11 protein-coding genes are annotated in these 18890 nt (G+C 66.1%); 5 read left to right on the plus strand and 6 right to left on the minus strand.

The genetic code is table 11. From position 1 onward, the window contains the following. Positions 1–3: 3 nt before the first annotated feature. Positions 4–285, minus strand: a complete 282-nt coding sequence (locus LuPra_RS13100; protein WP_110171163.1) for a DUF427 domain-containing protein — start codon at positions 283–285, stop codon at positions 4–6. Positions 286–389: 104 nt separating this feature from the next. Here LuPra_RS13100 and LuPra_RS33215 point away from each other — a divergent pair, with 104 nt between their 5' ends. The 3 genes from LuPra_RS33215 to LuPra_RS13115 all read left to right on the plus strand — a co-directional run bounded on the left by LuPra_RS33215 (position 390) and on the right by LuPra_RS13115 (position 7168). Then, positions 390–1067 (plus strand): hypothetical protein, encoded by a 678-nt coding sequence (locus LuPra_RS33215; RefSeq protein WP_234800870.1) that lies wholly within the window; start codon positions 390–392, stop codon positions 1065–1067. 581 nt (positions 1068–1648) lie between these two features. Continuing rightward, a complete protein-coding gene (locus LuPra_RS13110; RefSeq protein WP_110171164.1) occupies positions 1649–3637 on the plus strand; it encodes a CocE/NonD family hydrolase in 1989 nt (662 codons plus the stop codon). Positions 3638–4372: 735 nt separating this feature from the next. Further along, a complete protein-coding gene (locus tag LuPra_RS13115; protein WP_110171165.1) occupies positions 4373–7168 on the plus strand; it encodes a TonB-dependent receptor in 2796 nt (931 codons plus the stop codon). On the opposite strand, the gene LuPra_RS13120 is transcribed toward LuPra_RS13115, so the two are convergent. After that, the gene (locus LuPra_RS13120; protein WP_110171166.1) at positions 7165–10242 is read right to left on the minus strand and encodes a protein kinase domain-containing protein; all 3078 of its coding nucleotides are present in this window, start codon (positions 10240–10242) and stop codon (positions 7165–7167) included. The two genes, LuPra_RS13115 and LuPra_RS13120, sit on opposite strands and share 4 nt — an antisense overlap. 47 nt (positions 10243–10289) lie before the next feature. Further along, positions 10290–10886, minus strand: coding sequence for an RNA polymerase sigma factor (locus LuPra_RS13125; RefSeq protein WP_110171167.1), 597 nt, complete (start codon positions 10884–10886; stop codon positions 10290–10292). 80 nt (positions 10887–10966) lie between these two features. On the opposite strand from LuPra_RS13125, the gene LuPra_RS13130 reads away from it, so the two are divergent. Next, on the plus strand, positions 10967–11782 hold the full coding sequence (locus tag LuPra_RS13130) for a hypothetical protein (RefSeq protein ID WP_157899117.1): 816 nt from the start codon (positions 10967–10969) through the stop codon (positions 11780–11782). A gap of 508 nt (positions 11783–12290) precedes the next feature. Here LuPra_RS13130 and LuPra_RS13135 read toward each other — a convergent pair. From LuPra_RS13135 to LuPra_RS13145, 3 genes are all read right to left on the minus strand, one after another. Then, a complete protein-coding gene (locus LuPra_RS13135; RefSeq protein WP_110171169.1) occupies positions 12291–13211 on the minus strand; it encodes a dihydrodipicolinate synthase family protein in 921 nt (306 codons plus the stop codon). 61 nt (positions 13212–13272) lie between these two features. After that, positions 13273–14481, minus strand: a complete 1209-nt coding sequence (locus tag LuPra_RS13140; RefSeq protein WP_110171170.1) for a mandelate racemase/muconate lactonizing enzyme family protein — start codon at positions 14479–14481, stop codon at positions 13273–13275. Next, entirely contained in the window at positions 14478–15167 is a 690-nt protein-coding gene (locus LuPra_RS13145; RefSeq protein ID WP_110171171.1) for a GntR family transcriptional regulator, read from the minus strand. Before LuPra_RS13145 ends, LuPra_RS13140 begins: the two co-directional genes overlap by 4 nt. Before the next feature lie 199 nt (positions 15168–15366). Between LuPra_RS13145 and LuPra_RS13150 the strand changes: the two genes are divergently transcribed. Continuing rightward, positions 15367–18888, plus strand: coding sequence for a TonB-dependent receptor (locus LuPra_RS13150; RefSeq protein ID WP_110171172.1), 3522 nt, complete (start codon positions 15367–15369; stop codon positions 18886–18888). The last annotated feature ends 2 nt before the right edge of the window (positions 18889–18890 follow it).

Below are 18890 nucleotides of genomic sequence, written 5' to 3' on the forward strand. Positions count from 1 at the left end.
CGACTATGGACGAACTTCGACGCCGCGCCAGAAGGCGACGCGTCCGGCAATCTCGGCTGCGGCCGCCTTTGGTGACGGGGAGTACCAGGCGGCGTCGCGGTTCGCCTTGCCACCTGCTTGGACGTGATAATACGAGGCCTCGCCCTTCCACGGGCAGGTAGTCGTGTGCGAGCTCGGGGTGAAGAACTCGCGCTGCAGCGAGTCCGCCGGGAAGTAGTGATTGCCTTCCACGATGACGGTATCGTCGGACTCGGTGATCACCGTGTTGTTCCACACAGCCTTCATGCGCTGACATCTCCTGGGCGGACGGTGCCGCCGTTCCTTCTTGTCCGACGTCCGGTCGACCTGGCAGGCAGCAGCGGTTCTCGGATCTGGCGATCCAGACCGCCATGACACTCCGACTCGTCTTCCACTTGCCGTTGCGCCAGACGGTCGATGACGCGACCGTGGGCATTGCCCTGGTAGGCGCGGCGGCCGGTGACATCGCCAGCGTCACGGCGGACGCGGCCTCCGACACGGCCGCCTTCTATGAGGCCGCGAGCGCGCGACACGCGCAGGTGGTCGTGCCGCCGACCAGGACGGCACGGGTATCGCGCCGCGGGCCACGATCGAAGGCTCGCGATCGCGTGATCAGCGAGGTGGAAACACTCGGGCGACGCGGCAGCAAACGGGAGGGCGAGGTAGCGAAAGGTGTTCCCCCGGTCACCGCTGCCAGTGAGCTGTATGTCCAGGGGCCTCGACTGACCGGTGTGGACCTCGACGACCGATTGCTGGCGGTTGTCGCGCCGTACGGCAGCGTCTCCCTCGACGGGAGCATGGACGAGCCTCCGTACCTTCTTTTGCAGGGGCGGCGACTTCACGACGTTTGCGCAGGCAGGGGTACCGACGGCGTCCTTTTTCAGCGGCATCCACGGCGACTACACCAGCCGACCGATTCGGCCGACAAGATCGATTATCAGAAGGTGCGAAGTGTCGCCCACGACGCGGCGCTAGTCGCCTGGCATCTGGCAGACGCCGAGCAGCGACCCAAGGCGAAGCCGCTCCCGCCCGAGTTGACCGTGCCCTGATGCACCATCGGTCATGCACGGCAGCATGGACCCGGTCGGACTGCCTCCGGCAGGCGGCCACGCCGTCCGTTCCGTCCACACCATTCACCTTGTTCCTGTGATGACCTTCTTGCTACATACGGGGTGTGGAGTCCGGAACCGGGAACATGAGCATCGCCCTCGATCGCGGGCCGTCGATCGACGGCCCGCGGGTGGCTCGCCGCAGCGCTGGCAGTCGTGGTCAGTGCAAACGAGGCTCGAATCTCACGGCGCTCGAACTTGCGTGGAGAGGCCTACGAGTCCAGGGTCGTGCCATGCACCAACGCCGTAAGTTCGCGCCGTACGCGACTCGTTGCCACCGGCACCATACCGCCAAGCGACTTGAGAACTTGTGGACCGGCTTGTCGGAACCAGGTGCACCTCATAACCGAATGACTTTGTAGCCCTACACCGGTTCTCTGCGTTCAGTGCTTCGGTTTGCCGTTTCAGACAGGACATAGAACCTCGCGCGCCAATCCGTGAAGAGTCCGCATCGCACCTGTCCTGCAAGATAAGCTGAGCCGCCCTTCTGCCATACTCATTGGCACAGGAGACTCGCCACGATGAAGGTCTTTGCACTTGTCGCTGCGCTGACGTTGGCGGCTGTTCCCGCGTTGGGGCAGACCACTGAGATCAGAAATCACATTCCCAATGCCGCGCCCCCCAAGGCTGTCGCCACCGGCCCGGAGACCAAGCCCGAGTGGGACTACGTGCGCCGCGTCGAGATGGTACCGATGCGCGACGGGACGAAGCTCTACACGGTCATCCTGATTCCGAAGGTCGCGAAGAACGTGCCGATGATTCTGACGCGCACGTGCTACAACGCAGAGGCTCGCGCTGCCGCTCGTCGCGTACCGAACGCCACCGGCAACGCCACGGCCCCGGCCGGCGGCGGCCGAGGAGCGGGCCCGCGCGCCGAACCTGTCGATTCGCCTCGACTGATCAACCAGCTCGGCCTGCCCGACGAAGTGTTCGTCAACGCCGGATGGATTCGCATCTATCAGGACGTCCGCGGCAAATACCACAGTGAAGGCGCGTATCTGATGACGCCGCCGCCGGTGGGCCCGTTCAATGCGACCGGCGCGGACGACACCACCGACGGCTACGACACGATCGACTGGCTGGTGAAGAACGTGCCCGAGTCGAATGGGCGCGTCGGCATGCTCGGCTCCAGCTATGAGGGCTACACCGTGCAGATGGCCCTGCTCCACCCGCATCCCGCGCTGAAAGTTGCGTTGCCCGAAAGCCCGATGACCGATGGCTGGATGGGCGACGACTGGTTCCACTACGGCGCGTTCCGCCAGACCAACCTCGATTACTTCCTGCGACAGACGACCGCCCGCGGCGCCGAGACGAACGTCACCCATGGCGCGGCCGACGACTACACCGCATTTCTCCGGCGTGGTTCGACAGGAGACGTGGCGCGTTTTCTCGGCGCCGACAAACTGCCGTACTGGAAGACCGTCGAGTCGCATCCCGCCTACGATGCCTTCTGGCAGTCGCAGGCGCTCGACCAACTGCCGGGCCACACGCCTCTCAGCGTGCCGACGATGTGGCTGCAGGGATTGTGGGACCAGGAGGACATGTGGGGCGCGATTCACAGCTTCCGCGCCGCCGAACCGAGGGACCAGACCAACACCATGAACTACCTGGTGATGGGGCCGTGGTTCCACTCCCAGGTGAATCGTGAAGGCCGTGCCCTGGGCCCATTCGTGTGGGACGGCGACACGACACACTACTTTCGCCGCGAAGTCATGATGCCGTTCTTCGCGCAGTACCTCGTGGACGGCGCGCCGAGAGCGACGACGCCGCCGGTTCTGATCTACAACACCAGCGGCAATCACTGGGACCGCTTCGACAGGTGGCCGCTCAGTTGTGCGAAGGGTTGCGCCGGCACGTCGCAGCCGCTGTATCTCACCGCGGGCAACGCGCTCAGCTGGGACGCTCCCCGATCTGGCGCCGAGTTCACGAGCTACGTCTCAGACCCGGCCAAGCCGGTGCCGTATCTCCCGCGTCCGGTGACCCGCGACAACTGGCGGACGTGGCTGGTGACCGATCAGCGTTTTGTCGACGGGCGTCCCGACGTGATCACGTTCGTGACCGATGCGCTGGATCAACCACTGCGCATGAGCGGCACGCCGGTCGTCAATGTCATGGCGTCGACGTCGGGCACCGACGCAGACTTCGTCGTGAAGATCATCGATGTGTTTCCGGAAAGCGCCGAGGACGGATGGAAGGGCTACGAGTTGCCACTGGGCATCGACATCTTCCGCGGCCGCTATCGCAAGAGTTTCGAGAAGCCCGAAGCGTTCACGCCGGGCCAGCCGGAGCTCGTGAAGTTCGACCTGCCGCAGGTCAACCACACGTTCCTGCCGGGGCACCGCGTCATGGTGATGGTGCAGAGCTCGCTTTTCCCGCTCTACGATCGCAATCCGCAGACCTTCGTGCCGAACATCTTCAACGCGAAGCCCGAGGACTACAAAGCGGCTGAGCAGAGGATCTGGCACGCGAGCGGAAAGGCGAGCTTCATCGAGATGCCGGTGGTGAAGTAGCGGCCTGCGACGCGCACCCTGAAAGACGTCCGGTCGCGTTTTCGCGGGAGTCATTGCCAGGAGCGGGGCGCGTCAGGCTCATCGCCGGCCCGCTTTCGCTAAAGCTCCGGCGCGGCAACCTTCGCCAAGAAGGCGCGAAGGTTGGAGGTATTTTGGAGGCGGCGGGACACCGTGCCCGATCTGGTGGTTTACGGGAGGGTTCCACCAAAGTGGAGGAATGCTTCACCCACCGCGCGTACGAGACAGTCAGCAAGACTTCCCGCTGCCGCGTGCCGGGGGCCATCGTAGCTATCCACTAACCGTCACGGTCGGTGCCGCGGCTGCCGCGCACGGCCGCAGCCCCTGAGGCCGCCACCAGTGGCCTTCCGCTCGACGCTGTGGAGCACTATGCAGTCGACCGGCCTGCAGTGCCGTAAGCCGCGCACTGCCTGACGTATTCGGTAGACACCACGGCGAGGTGGGATGCGTCCATGAGGACACGCTTGCCAACCACCGGGCGCTTGGTCTTGCCTGACAGTCCTCGCGGAAGGCATGGAACGGATGAGGTGTGGCTATACTTCGCACGGTTGCCCCGAGCAAAGTCCGGCCTGAAGGTGCGGTCTGACCCGAGTGCCAGCGTGTCAGCAGAGGAGAGACGATGACTGAGGGTCTGCTTTCTCGGGCCGCCTCCGTCCCTCGGCCACCAGCGTGGGCGCCCCGGTGGGACGCCGCTGGTTCCACACGGCGGCAGCTGTGATGCTCACCCTCACCATCGTTGGTTTCCATCGATACAACCTGCGCGGCGTCGGTATGGGCGAGTGCACGATCGACCCGGCCGTGATGACGCGCCACTGGTCGTTCCTGCGCGACGCGCTGTCCAGCAGCTTGGTCATGCTCGTCACCCTGTGTCAGGCGGGCCTCCTCGAGGCGCAAGGGCTGCAGCCCTGCACCCTCGTCGGAACAGTCCAGGACGCCAGCGGGGCCGCGCTTGCCGAGGCGGAAATAGAGGTGACGAGTTCCAGCTTGATTGGAGGCCCGCGTCTGACGCGGACGGATGCTCTCGGTCGGTATCGCGTGTTGAGTCTGCTGCCGGGACCGTACAGCATTCGCGTTCAGTTCCCAGGGCTGGCCGACGCCATCCGCGAGAACGTCGAAGTCTCGGCTGGTTCGACGCTGACCATCGACGTCACGATGACGGCGGTCGCCGCTGCGGAGCGGGTCGATGTGTCGGGTCCCCTCGTGGATGTCACGACCGCGTCGTTCGTCACCACGATCGACTCGAACTTCCTGAACGATCTGCCGACCAACCGTTCGTTCGCCGAATTAATCAACCTGGCCCCGGGTGTCACGCGCAGCGCTGGATTCGGCGGGACGATTCTGAGCAACGCGCTGTACGTGGAGGGCGTCTCGGTCACCGAGCCGCGGCGGCAGCAGGCATGGGTGGCCTTCCCGTATCAGTGGCTGCAGGAGTTGACAATATCGGTCCTCGGTGCCGACGTCGCGCACGGAGAATCGACGGGTGTGAGCGCCAATGCGGTGCTTCGGGCCGGCGGCAATCAGTTCCATGGCGGCGTGGACGCCTGGTTGGTGCGGCCGAACTGGGCCGAGTCGAGCGAGGATGTCGTTCCCAGGCGCATCCTCTCCTGGTGGCAGCTCGACGCGCAGCACGGCGGGCCGATTCGTCGCGATCGGCTGTGGTACTTCGGTGGACTCGACTATCACTGGCTGAACGATCGGCCGTCAGGCTTCGCAGGACCGGGAGAGCGGTCGGATCGCACCGCGCGGGCACTCGGCCGGCTGACGGCCGCCCCGCGCGACAACCTGCGGCTCGAAGGGTTCGTCGCTCGCAACAACGCCGAGCAGGAAGCGTTCAACGTCGGCCCGGCTTTCCCGATCGAGGTATCGTCAGACGTTCGTCAAAGGGATTGGACCTGGAGCGCGAAATCCACCTGGACCGAGGGCCCGCGGACACTGATCGAAGCGAGCATTGGAGGTTACGACTCCTTCCGTGCGGTGGATCCACACCCGCCCAACAGTCGTGTCGCGCCACCGCCGAGGCTCGATTTCCGTCTGGGCTTGACGGGCAACGCGCGCAGCTACTCGGACGAGGAGCCACGGGATGTCCGCGCGCGGATCGTAATGACGCGCGTCCTCGAATCGCGAGCGGGAACGCATCAGGTCAAGGCTGGCGTCGAGCACGCTGCCAGCCGTTCCGGGGCGCGCACGGGCATTCCCGGCGACATCGAGTACCGGTCATTGGATGGCACGCCAACCGGCGCGTACGAATGGCACGGCAATGAAACGACGGCCACCGGGCGCCGTACGGCCCTTTGGATCCAGGATCAGTGGCAGATCGGGCGGCGACTGTCGTTGACTGCTGGCCTGCGGGCCGATCATCATCGCGCCTCGGTCCCCGGCCTGGGCCAGGTCTTCGAGACGACGCCGGTGGCGCCGCGCGTCGGGCTCGCGTGGGACGTGGACCAACGCCACGCCACCGTATTCAAGGCTCATTACGGGCGCTACGCGGACTCACTTCTACTCAATCGGGTGGCCTTCGTCGACACGACGCGGGTCAGCCCGGAGATCTTCCTTCAGGCGTTGCCGGACGGGACCTACGTCGAAACGCTCCGCGTGACACCGTCCACCGACAACAGGGCCATCGATCCGAGCATCTCGCATTCGTTCGTCGACCAGGTCGTCGTCGGGCTGGAGCAGACCTTCGCGCGCCGCTTCCTCCTGCAGGCGCTCTACGTCGGTCGACAATTCGACAACTTCATGTCCCTGGTCGATACGCGATCCGAATGGCTACCCACCGCACGCCTGGATCCCGGTCCGGACGGACGCGCTGGTACCGCGGACGATGTCGGACTGCTGCAAGTGTTCAAGCAGACAATGCAGGGCAACGAGTTCTACTTCTATACCAATCCCGATGGCGCGTTTCGTCGGTACGACGGTGTCCAGCTCGTCGTGCGAAAAACCTACGGCGACGGCTGGCAGGCGCAGGCCTCGGTGACCAGGGCGAGGACGGACGGAACCATTGGCAATACGGACTTCACCAACGCTGGCGAGAACGACACAGGCCAGCAGGTGGGCACGACCAATCCTGGCGTGTTCTTGAACCCGAACGCACAGATCAACGCCGAGGGGCGAGCCCCGTTCGACTTCAGTGAGGTGAAACTTCTCGGATCGTGGCGAGCGCCATGGTGGGGCGGATTCCTCGTCTCCGGTGTTTTCCGTGCGCACAGCGGAACACGATGGGAACGGCAAGTGAGCTTTCCCTCCGCCGACCTCGCGCTTAGTCCTCTGACTGTCCGTGTCGAGCCGCGCGGTTCGCGGACGCTCCCTTCGGTCCGCAATCTCGACCTGAGAATTGAGAAGACGATGCGAGTGCCCGCCATCGGCGGGACGTTCGGCCTCTATGCCGACGTACTGAATGTGACCAACCAGTCCACGCCGCGTTCGGTCTTTGGCTCCTCGGGCTCGCAATTCGGGTTGCTGCTTAACTACACCGACCCCAGACTTCTTCGCGTCGCCGCGCGCCTCAGTTTCTAGCCAACGGCAGTTCGTGCTCGAATCCCTGCACGGCCCAGACTTCCAGGGTTTCGTGGCCGGCCGTGAACGCGAGACGGTCGGCCATCGGGATTGGGCCGCACTTCCCGCATGCCCGGCACAACCAGCCCCATCGAGCGAGGCGGACCCCCCGCGACCGGGACTTTCCAGAGCTCCTCGCGGCGCTTCCGCCATTCGACGTCGCTGGCCCAGCGGGTGTAGAGGAGATCCTGTCCGTCCGGTGTCCATGACTGAACGAATGCGATGACAGGTTTCGCTTCGCGGAGCAACTCGCGCGGTGGCCCGCCGGCGACAGAGGCCAACCTGATCGACCACGAGCCGTCCGAGTTGCTGGTCGAATAGCCGATGCCAGTCCCGTCCGGCGACACGGCAAGGGCCTGCACGGCTCCTTCATCTGGGCTCACCAAATCTGCCACCTGCTCAGTGGCCAGATCGATGCTGGAGATACCCGCGTCGCGCGCCACGATCAATGTGTGGCCGTCCGTGCCCCACCCGAGGTCGCCGAGCGCGTCCTCGACGAAACGCGAGGTCGTTGGCGGCCTGAGCGTCCGCACCAGGCCTCCCTGGGCTGCGTCGAACAGATGAATACCCCAGACGCCGTCCACCGCGCCGCGCATTGCCAGTGTCCGCCCGTCAGGCGACCATCGCAGCCGGGCGCTTGCGAAGCGCAGCTCTCGGACGAACTCTTGCAGCGTGTTCCGGCGCATGTCCTTGATCGCAATGCGGGTAGCTCCAGGGTCGCCCGAGAAGGGCCCACGGGCCGAGACGTAGGCGAGCGATGCGCCGTCGCGCGACCATTCCGGCGACACGTGGTCCTCGGCAAAAGGCGAATCGAGTCGCACCGGCGCCGACGCCACGCCAGACGCCGGATCGACGTCCGCGGTGAGCACATCGAAGGGACTCGTGCGTGTCTGATAGAAGAGGGTGCCATCCTGGGCCACCCTGATCGGCGCGAGGTGCCGACGACCCAGGTCTCTGATGAGCGCGGGCTCGCTGACCGGCTCGCCGTCGCGCACGGCGACCGCCCACAAGCCCATCGGCCCGGCGCGATCGCTGCTGAACAGCAGATGGGCACCGTCGGGCATCCAGATCGGTGCCACGTCGTTCGCTGGGTGTGCGATGGCGCGATGCACACGGGCTGTGTCGAGATCCAGTAAGCGGATGTCCCGCTCCGGTGCCTGCGGATTCTGGAGCGCGTCGTACGCAAGCCATCGCCCGTCTTCGGAAACCGTCGCGAATTGAGGAGCGCTGTCGAGTGTGGCGATGGAGCGGATCCCGTCGTGGGACGCCACGACCACGCGAACCGACCGTAGCCGGCGAGACTGCACGCCAACTACGGCGTTCCCGCGGGACCAGCCGAAGAGTCGAACGAAGTCGTCCGCAGTCACACCGTCGAGCGCCACGCTGGCGTTCGTGAGGCCGGTCCGTGCGTCCAGTTGCAGCAGTCGATGCTCCGGTCCGCTTCTTTGATGTACAACGAGCGTTTGGCTGCCCGGGCGCCATCCAAACAACGCGAGCGCCTGACCAGCGCCAGCCCGCTGCACCACACGCTCGGCCCCGCCCCCGCTCGGTGAAATCCGGATCTCCTCCGGCGCGTTGGGCAGAATCCATCGATAGGCCAGGTGCGCACCGTCTGGCGAAATAGCTGGGTCGACACCGCCTTCGCGGCGCTCGCGCGAACCCGTAGAGGTGACACGCGTGACATGCCCGGTCGCAAGATCAACCGTGGCAATGTTCCGGGAGACGACCTCCACACAGGCAGCGAAGCGGCCCTCCGGTGACACAGGTCCGAAGCAATCAGGATCCTTCGTGATCAAGCGATGGACGGTCGAGCCCCAGCCGACGCGCGGCAGGGTACTCCGCAGGGCTGGAATGTATTCCCGCAGACTGAACGTCGTGATCGCAAGCGCCAGCGCGATGCTCGCGGCGGCGACCGTCCGGGGCCGCTGCCACCACGACGCGACGGGCATGCTCGGGCGTGCCGGTGCGTCGAGCCATTGTGAAAGCGTGACGCCGGCGGCTGCGGCACTGCCGTACGTCCGGTCCGGTCCGGCGTCCAGCAGGTGGTCCACGATCTCAACGAAGCTCGGGTCGAGATCGGGCCGCCGACTGACAAGCAGGGTACGGCGGCCTGCGCGATGCGAGTCACGTACCTCACGAACGGATCGCCCCTCGACAGGGAACTCGCCTGTCGCGAGGTGATAGAGCAGCACGCCGAGACTGTAGAGATCGCTCGCCACCGACGCCGGCGTGCCGTCGAGGACGTCGGGTGCGATATAGAGTGGCGTACCCGCAACCCTCACGCTCGCCGGCGCATCGTCGCTGGCGAGCTCGATGCCGGTGCCGAAATCGCCGAGCACCACTCGTCCTGATCGATCCCGCATGACGTTCTGCGCTTTCACGTCGCGATGCAGGAGTCCGGCGTCGTGCACGGCCGCCAACGCGCTGCACAAGGCGACACCGATCCGTGCGACGTCGACCGCGTCGAACGGGCCGCGCTCCTCGAGCTCTGCTGCCAACGTCTGGCCGTGGATGAACTCCATCCAGATGCCGACGCGACCGTCGATGCGCTCGGCTCCGTGGACGATGACCACGTTCGGGTGGCGGACGCGGGCGAGGAGCCGGCCTTCGTCGATGACCGCGCGACCCAGCTCGCCCTCGACGGCTGCGCGGTGACGCAGGAGCTTGAGCGCGACCTCGCGATCGAGGCGCGTGTCCCAGGCGCGATAGACGTCGCCGTAGGAGCCGTACCCGACCTTCTCGATGACGGTCAGCGGACCCCAGACGACACCGGGGTCGTCATCGGCTTCACGCGTGCGTCCCTCAGGGTGCAACAGCGAATCGTGTTCGCGCCGCTCGTAGAGGCCTTCGACCGGCGACATCGCAGCCTCGTGAGCGCGCGCGACGGCTTCGAGCAACTGAAGCCCGTCGATCAGGGCCGCCGCCGGCTCCGGCGTCGACAAAGCGAGATTGGACCAATCGACCGCGGCGCCATCGGCGATGGCAAGCGCGGCATCGAGGAGGCGCCGCTCGTCCGGATTCTCGTGCAAGGGCATGACGGAGCGGCCTGATCAAACCCCCAGGGCACCGGAACCGAACGCGCTCAAGACTCCACCGCGCCGGCGCGCAGGTGCGCGGCCAGCTTCATGAGGGCCCGGCCGACCGCCATGCGGGCCGCATCCGCCGAGGGGCGGCCCGTGACCTCCGCAAGCTCCTGGTAGCTCAGCCCAAGTTCGACGCGCGATACGACGGCCTCGCGCTCGGAGGGCTCGAGTCGCGCGAGCGCGCCGTCGTAGCGGTCGAGACGCTCGCGGCCGATCGCCTCTTCGAGCGGTGACTGTTGATCCGCGGCGGCATTCGAATCGAGACCGCCGATGGCCGGTCGACGCGCGGCGTTGCGCAGTTCGTTCCGGATGCGGTTCGCGAGGGCCTGGCGCACGTACGCGTGGAACGCGCCTGGCCCACGTGGCTCGAAGCCATCGACGTGACGGAGCGTGTGGAGCACGGTCTCCTGAACGAGGTCGTCGGTATCGATGCAGTCGCGCGCCCACTGCGGCAGGCGCCCGCTCGCCCATCGTCGGAGACGTGGCACATAGCGGTCGAGCACCCGCTCGAGCGCGTCGCGGTCGCCACCCCGAGCCCGCTCCAGCAGCAGGCCGGTTTCGGTGGCCTTCCCCTCGTCCGGCATGAAGGTGCCCATGATAGCCCCGAACGTCTTGTCGGACGAGTCGCGTTCGGTCTTGCGGGCTTTGGTGTTTCAGGGCCTACAAGGGGGAGCGTATGACTCGACACCGACCGCTTCACATCGTTTCGATCGTCCTGGCCATGGCGACTGTGTTCCTCGTGCACGAACCGGGTTCTGCGAAGCCGCCATCGTCGTCCAGCGGCACAGCAGAATTCCACGACAACCTGGGCGACACGATCCGGAGCGATGACGATGACGATGGCGACGTCATCCCACCACTACCGTACGTCGGCAGCTTCGACGACGCAGGCAACTTCTCGTTCAATACGGGAACGCAGCGCCAGATCAACTTCTTCTTCGGCACCTGGCTGGACCTGTTCGGAGGGCAAACGGCGCCAGCACAGGTAACACTGACCACAACCCCGAAGCACAACGTGACGTTCAGCGTGCTGACGCCCACGGGCGGCGGCAGCCTGCTGACGATCGAGCCAGGAACCCCGGAAGTCCGGTCAGTCCGCTTCGTATGGCCCAACAACGATGGAACGGGCGTCAGCGACTACGGCCTCCACTTCCGTGGCAACGCGCTGCTCGACGACGACGGAGATGGTGTGGCCAATGAGCCATTCCCCGAAGACGGGACCGAAATGTCGAAGATGTTGACGACGTGCGTGTCAACGGGTTTGGGAGGCTGCGTCGAGTGGACGATGACCCCGTGCGCTGACGATTGCAGCGATCCCAATGGGAATCCCGATCCTAACGGGAATCCCGATGGCTCGACGGTGCCCATTGGACAGCTCTATGGCACGTTCCCGAAGAGGACGGGCAATCGTCCGATCGCGCGCTTCGAGATGCAGTGGGGCCTCACGATTTGCCGCATCGCGACGGGCCATACGTGTCCCCCTGATAACTAACGGTCAGAGCCGATTCTCACGAACCGACCGCGTGCGTGACGCACCGGGTGGGGAGCGGTCCCGACCCGGTCGCGCTGGTCTACTTGAAGCCCCGATGTTATTCAGAGCGGCGTGATGCAGGGCTGCGGACCGTCCCGTGTGTCAACGTAACGGGTTCACCCACGTCCAAGACGGACTATCTGGTGAGCATTGGTGGGTGCACGAACGCGCACTCGTCAGTCGGGCGACGTTACTGGCCCCAGACGCAGGGCTGCTTGGACAATCTTGCGTCGGGTCGACCGGGGGCAGCAGCAGTTTTCGAATCTGGCAATCGAGACCCGTGTTTACATCGGCCCAGTCGTCCTTGCGGCGCCAGTGACGAGAACTCGCGCACGAAAGTCCAGAATATCCGTGGACGTAGCAGCGCCTTGCGTGCGGTGTTCTGAATCAGATGACCGAGCTTAGCAGGCCCAAGTCGTCGTGCACGCAGCCCGTCAGCGTCTCGCGGAACTTCGCCCGCCCGGCCGATTCAGACGGCGGGTGGGGCTGGCGGGCGTACACCTGCCAGGTCGAGCGTGCGCCTGAGGGCAGCAAGCTCCTCGCACCCGATCTCGTCCAGCGTGCGCGTGGGATGGCGGACGCGCGTCGTCGCGACGATGCCCCACTCGCACAGGTTCTGCTTCATCGCCGACACTCCGAGCCCCGGCTGCAGTTCGTAGCGAATGAGCGGCAGGTGCCGCGCGAACTCCGCGCGGGCCTCGTCGTGCCGACCTGCCTGCCACGAGTGCCACAACCGTGCGAACACCGCCGTCAAATCGCTGCCCGGCATCGTTCCGCGCGCGCCGCGGCCCAGCTCCTCGAACAGGAACTGCCCGTTGAGGCCTCCGAACAGGACGAGGTCGTCGCCGGCGGCCCGCCGGACCTCGGTGATCTTCGGGGCGGTAGGCGGTGCCTCGATCTTGGCGTAGCGCAGATGTTCGAGTTCGCGGGCCATGCGGGCGAGGAGCGCCGGCCCGATCGCCACCTGGGTCATGAGCGGCGCGTCCTGCACCATGATCGGGATGCCGACCGCCTGGTCGATGGCGCGGAAGTACTCGAAGACGCCGTCGGCGTCCGGTTTGAGGAAGTACGGCGGCAGGATCATCAGCGCGTCGGCGCCTTCGGCCTCCGCCTGCCGGCTCAACGCCACGGCGACATCCGTGCCCGTGTGCCCCGTGCTGACGATGACCGGCACACGCCCGTCGACCTCTTTCAGGATCAGCCGCATCAACTGCAGCCGCTCGTCGCTGGAGAGCGTGTAGCCCTCGCTCGCGGTGCCGAACAGCCCGAGGCCGTGGGCGCCGGAGTCCAGCAGGAAGCGCACCAGTCGCGTCTGGCTCTCCAGATCGAGACTGCCGTCGTCGCGGAACGTCGTGTTGACAATCGGAAAGATGCCCGCGAAGTTCGTCATGCCGATCTGATCCTCAGCGACGCCATCTGGTCGCAACGGGCCGGTTCCAAACGATCTGGCGTCAACGGCTGGCGGTGGCCACCGCCGTGCCGACCGCAACCCGGCGGACGGCGTCCTCGTCGATCCGGACGCCCAACCCCGGCTCGCGGCCCACAGGCACTCCGGCCACGCTCCACTCCAACGCGTCGTGGGCCAGCCTGGCCGACAGTTCGAACACGCCGGGGTTGCATTCGAGCAGGAGGAGATTGGGGGTAGCCGCCGCGAAATGTATGGCAGCGGCGATCTGCGGTCCGAGCCCGATGCTCACATGCGGCGCGACCGGCACCTGGTGCGTGTCGGCGAGCACCGCCAGCTTGCGCGCTTCGGTGATCCCGGAGCGTCCCAGATCAGGTTGCAGCACGCCGATAGCGCCCCGTTCAAAATAGGGCAGCACCTCGAAGCGCGTGCGATAGCTCTCGCCGAGTGCGAGTCGCACCGGGGATCGGCGGGCGAGCCGGGCATGGCCCCGGACGTCCTCCGGTGCCAACGGCGCCTCGAGCCAGAGCACGTCGAACGCGGCCAGGGCGTGCGCGAAACGCAGCGCCCGCGTCTCGTCCAGCCTCCAGAGCGCATCGACGGCCAGGCCCACGTCAGAGCCGAGTGCCTCGCGGAGCGCGCGCACCGTGTCGAGACATTCGCGCTCGCCGTGACTGAGAAACAGCTTGAACGCGCCGGCGCCTCCCGCCCGCAGGTGTTGGGCCTCTTCGACACGAGCCTCGACGGAGTCGCCGTGGAGCCCCGAAACGTAGCAGGGTACGGGATCGTGGCAGGGGCCGCCGAGCAGACGCGCCACCGGCTGTCCCGATGTCTTGCCGCAGATGTCCCAGACGGCGATGTCGATCGCGGCGATCGCATCGAGCAGGAAACCGCCGGTATGACCGCGGACGCGCATCGCCGAATAGAGTCGGCTCCACAGACGCTCGGGTGCGAGCGCGTCTTCGCCGATGGCGAGCGGCCCGAGCAGCACCTCGATGATCGTGCGGGGGATCTCCGGTCCCACCGGCGCCTGCGCTTCACCCCACCCGACGACGCCGTCGGACGTCTCGACGCGGACGAGCATCGTCTCGAGGTCGTCCGAATACACGGTGGGGTACGTCGCGGCGCGGCGATAGCGCGTCCGCGACGAGGGATCGAGCGTGACAGGCGAGCCCGCGGTACCGGAGGCCCGGGACGAGTCGCGTGGCAGGCGGATGGCAAATGCCTCGACTCGCGCGATCGACGTGCCGTTCATGCCGCGCCCACTCCCGCCTCGCGGACGTCGTCCACGAGCGCGGCTCCAGCGCGCCGGATGTGGCGATCGAGCGCAGCGACGAGCGCCGTCGCATCGCGCGCATCGAGCGCCTCGAGAATGGCGCGGTGCTCGCGGCGCTCCTGATCGAGTCGCGATTGCTCTGGTGACCGGCGCGAGTGGACGCGCGCGACGACCAGGTGGGCATTGAGACTCCGATAGAGGTCGGTCAGGCGCCGGTTGCCGGTGGTCTCGACGAGCAATGTATGCAGCTCGACGTTCTTCTGCTCGTGCTGCGCCCGCTCGCGGTCGGTCGACACCGGGCGCTCCAGCGCGTCGACGATCGCCGTGAATCGTGACAACAGGTCGGGCGTCAGCCGGCCGATCACGTGCTCGGCCGCGAGGCATTCGAGGGCGCGGCGGATCTCGAACGTCTCGGCGACGGCGTCGGCGGCCAGTTCCGCGACGAAGGTGCCGCTGCGGGGACGGATCTCCACCAACCCTTCCGCCGCCAGCCGGGTCACCGCGTCCTTGACCGGGGTGGCGCTCACGCCGAGCTGGTCGGCGAGCGCGCGGACGTCGAGACGGTCGCCCGGGCGGAACCCGCGCCCCAGGATGTTCTCCCGCAAAATGTCGAACACCGAATCGCTGGCTCGAGAGCGGGGCAGTCGCGGCAGGCGCTTCATCATCGGGCTGGTGGCAGCGGGGGCGCGGACGCCCTACGGCGCCGGCATGACAGGACCGCTGGGTTCCCCGAACCGGGTGACAGGATGCCACGGCGCAACTGGATTGTAAAATGAGAAATCTGAAATTTTCTACTTTACATTCCTCTGCGGGCTGCGAGACAGTGCATCACATCCCTCAACGTCAGGCGGCAGGAGACACGCGATGCGCTGGCTCGTTCTCATGGCTCGATCCGTCCATTCGGCTCACCGACCGGCTGTCATTCGCGCCGACGCCCGCCACCTTGCGGGCACCGGCCTCGTGGCACTTGCCGTCTTGCTCCTGCCGCTGCCAGCAGCCGGGCAGCAGGGACGTGGAAGCATCAGCGGCACCGTGACCGACAGTAGCGGCGGCGCGGTCAACGACGCCACCGTGACGATCACCAACGTCGGCACCCAGGCCGCGGTGACCGCACGGACCAGCGACACCGGCGTCTACACCGCACCCAGCCTGGCGGTCGGCGAATACACCGTCGTCGCCGAGAAGGCCGGCTTCAAGACTGCGGTCGCGACCGGCATCACGCTGCAGGTCGACGAGGGCGCCCGTGTCGACCTGCGGGTCGAACCTGGCGAGATCAGCGAGCGCATCGAGGTGCGAGCCGCGACGCCGCTGGTGAACACGAGCAGCGCCACGGTCGGCAAAGTGGTCGAGAACCGGCGCGTCACCGAGCTGCCACTCAACGGCCGCAATGCGCTCGCCCTGATGGCCCTCGTGCCGAGCGTCAAGTCCAACTCGGGGCCGACCCAGAGCGGCTTCTCGGATCGTGGTGTCGCCCTCTCGGCGATCAGCATCAACGGCGGCCCGGGCGGCATCAACCAGTACGTCCTCGATGGCGCCACGAACAACCAGAGCTACCTGGCCGACATCAACGTCAACCCGGCGGTCGACGCGGTCGAGGAGTTCAAGGTCCAGACCAGCACGATGTCGTCCGAGTTCGGTTTCACCGCCGGCGGCGTCGTCAACATCGTCACCAAATCCGGGACCAATCAGTTCAAGGGCAGCCTGTACGACTTCGTACGCAACAGTCGCTTCGACGCCAAGAATGCCTTCGCGACCGACAAGCCGCAGTTCGAGTACAACCAGGGAGGCGGAGCCATCGGCGGTCCGATCAAGCTGCCCAGCCTCTACAACGGCACCAACCGCTCGTTCTTCTTCTTCAACTTCGAAGCCTGGAACTTCTCGCGCGAGCAGCCGACGACCCAGACGGTGCCGACCGATGCAATGCGGCGCGGCGATTTCTCCAACCTGCGCGACGCCAGCGGGCGGTTGATCGTCCTGTACGATCCGGCAACGACGCGGGCCAATCCCAATGGCGCGGGATTCATCCGCGATCCGTTCCCGAACAACATCATCCCGGCCAACCGGCTCGATCCGGTCGCGCAGAATATTCTCCCCTTCTATCCGCTGGCGAATCGCGATCCCGACAACCCGTTCACCAACGCGAACAACTGGCGCGACAACCTCGACGAGACGCGCGACATGCGGCAGTGGACGACCAAGGTCGACCACCGGCTGTCGTCGCAGAACAGCCTCTCGGCGCGCTACAACTACTACCGCCACTATGCCGACGGTGGCTTCTCGCAGTCGCCCTGGCCCGATCCGATCGTCAGGAAGAGATACGACACGCTGACCACCCACAACTTCGTCGTCTCCGACACGCACAGCTTCGGCACTGGCCTGCTTCACGAAGTGCGATTGAGCAACGCCCGTCAGGGCTTTCCGTTCGTCGTTGCCAGCTTCGGCGGCGACTGGCCGGCGCAGCTCGGTCTTCCTTCGAGCGTGCCCGGCGACACCTTTCCGAACATCAGCAACGGGCTCCAGCCCTTCAACACCGGCACCGCCGGTCAGCGCGATTCGAGCACGTGGCAATTCTTCGACATGCTGACCTGGGTGAAGGGCTCGCACACGCTGAAGCTGGGCACCGACCTCCGGCATCAGCAGGCGCTCAACCTGCAGCGCCAGCAGCCGTCCGGCAACTTCAACTTCCCGGCTGGTCTCACCGGCAATCCGCAAAGCCAGGCCGGCACCGGGTCCGCCTTCGCCACGTTCCTGCTCGGAGCGGTGGGTTTTTCACCCAACTTGAACGCGGCCGCGTTGGCCACGACCCACTTGCCCGAGGACCACACGGCCTGGTCGGCAACCGGCTTCGTGCAGGACGACTGGAAGGCGAGTCGCCGGCTCACGGTGAACCTTGGCTTGCGCTACGACTATCAGGCGCCGCCGAAGGAACGCAGCTGCGCCACGTCGAACTTCAACCCGTTCGCGACCAATCCCGAGAATGGCCTGCTCGGGCGCATGGAGTACGCCTGCGTCGACTACGGCGGCACGTTCCTTGAGCCAGACACCAACGACTTCGCGCCGCGCGTCGGCTTTGCCTACGACCTGCTCGGCACCGGCCGCACCGTCGTCCGCGGCGGCTACGGCCTGTTCTACGCGACGAACTTCCATCGCGACTACTTCGGCGCGACCAACGGCTTCGCCAATACGTCGACTCAATACAACCCGCCGGGCGGAAACGCGAACCTGGCGGCCTTCCGCCTCCAGGACGGCTTCCCGACGCCGGTCATCGAGCCACTCGGCGCCGCGCTCGGACCGAGCGCCTTCCTCGGCGGCGGCGTCAGCTACGACGAGCCCAACGGCAAGAACATCGCGTCACATCAGTGGACGCTGTCGTTTCAGCAGCAGGTGTTCGGCAACTGGTTGCTCGAGGCGGCGTACAGCGCCAACCGGGCGACCCATCTGATCTCGGGCGGCTATGACCTGAACCAGCTCGATCCGCAGTACTACTCGCTTGGCCTCGCGCTCCAGGACCAGGTGCCCAACCCATACGCCGGCCGCGTGCCCGGTGGCTTCGGTGCGCCCACCATCAGCCGCTTGCAGTCGCTGCGCCCGTATCCCTACTACGCCAACATCAACGTCCGGAACCCGCACCAGGGATTCTCTGAGTATCACGCGCTTCTGCTCAGCGCGGAGAAGCGGCTCTCGGACGGCTTCGTGTTGCTTACCTCTTACACCTTTGGCAAGCTGATGAGCGACAGCGTCGTCATCCCGATCAACTTCGGGCCTGTCGAGCAGGTTACAACCGTCGGCTATCAGAACGGCAAGTTCGACCGGCGCGCGGAGCGATCACTCGATCCGACCGACGTGCGTCATCGTCTCGTGATCAGCGGCGTCTATGAGCTGCCCTTCGGCCCAGACAAGCCGTGGCTCACGAGTGGCGTCGCCTCGCACATTCTCGGGGGCTGGCAGATCAACTCGGTCACCACCATCCAGGGCGGCCTGCCGCTCGTCATACGCGGCGCGAACAACCAGCGCGCCGACCGGCCCGATTATCTTGGCGGGGCTGAACTCGATGATCCGACAGCCGCGCGCTGGTTCAACACCGACGCGTTCGTGAACCCACCGAACTTCGAACTCGGAGACGTCAGCCGGACCCTGCCGGACGCGCGCACACCGGGCGTCTTCAACATCGACCTCTCGCTCCTGAAACAGGTCTCGATTCGCGGGCGGGTGAAGCTCCAGCTCAGAGCCGAAGCCTTCAACGTCACCAATACCGTCAACCTGGGCTTTCCGAACACATCGTTCCAGGCAGGTCCCGACGGGCGCAACGTCAACTCGAGCTTCGGCCTAATCAGCTCCTCCCGGGATGCCCGCATCCTGCAGTTCGGCGCCCGGCTGGTGTTCTGATC

This window comes from Luteitalea pratensis (assembly GCF_001618865.1).
GTDB lineage: Bacteria > Acidobacteriota > Vicinamibacteria > Vicinamibacterales > Vicinamibacteraceae > Luteitalea > Luteitalea pratensis.

What these genes read in the sequence shown, in the direction of transcription:
- LuPra_RS13150 (WP_110171172.1), top strand. Translation starts at nt 15,367, where the DNA reads ATGCGCTGGCTCGTTCTCATGGCTCGATCCGTCCATTCGGCTCACCGA.
- LuPra_RS13145 (WP_110171171.1), bottom strand. Translation starts at nt 15,167, where the DNA reads ATGATGAAGCGCCTGCCGCGACTGCCCCGCTCTCGAGCCAGCGATTCG.
- LuPra_RS13120 (WP_110171166.1), bottom strand. Translation starts at nt 10,242, where the DNA reads ATGCCCTTGCACGAGAATCCGGACGAGCGGCGCCTCCTCGATGCCGCG.
- LuPra_RS13135 (WP_110171169.1), bottom strand. Translation starts at nt 13,211, where the DNA reads ATGACGAACTTCGCGGGCATCTTTCCGATTGTCAACACGACGTTCCGC.
- LuPra_RS13140 (WP_110171170.1), bottom strand. Translation starts at nt 14,481, where the DNA reads ATGAACGGCACGTCGATCGCGCGAGTCGAGGCATTTGCCATCCGCCTG.
- LuPra_RS13125 (WP_110171167.1), bottom strand. Translation starts at nt 10,886, where the DNA reads ATGGGCACCTTCATGCCGGACGAGGGGAAGGCCACCGAAACCGGCCTG.
- LuPra_RS33215 (WP_234800870.1), top strand. Translation starts at nt 390, where the DNA reads ATGACACTCCGACTCGTCTTCCACTTGCCGTTGCGCCAGACGGTCGAT.
- LuPra_RS13130 (WP_157899117.1), top strand. Translation starts at nt 10,967, where the DNA reads ATGACTCGACACCGACCGCTTCACATCGTTTCGATCGTCCTGGCCATG.
- LuPra_RS13110 (WP_110171164.1), top strand. Translation starts at nt 1,649, where the DNA reads ATGAAGGTCTTTGCACTTGTCGCTGCGCTGACGTTGGCGGCTGTTCCC.
- LuPra_RS13100 (WP_110171163.1), bottom strand. Translation starts at nt 285, where the DNA reads ATGAAGGCTGTGTGGAACAACACGGTGATCACCGAGTCCGACGATACC.
- LuPra_RS13115 (WP_110171165.1), top strand. Translation starts at nt 4,373, where the DNA reads ATGCTCACCCTCACCATCGTTGGTTTCCATCGATACAACCTGCGCGGC.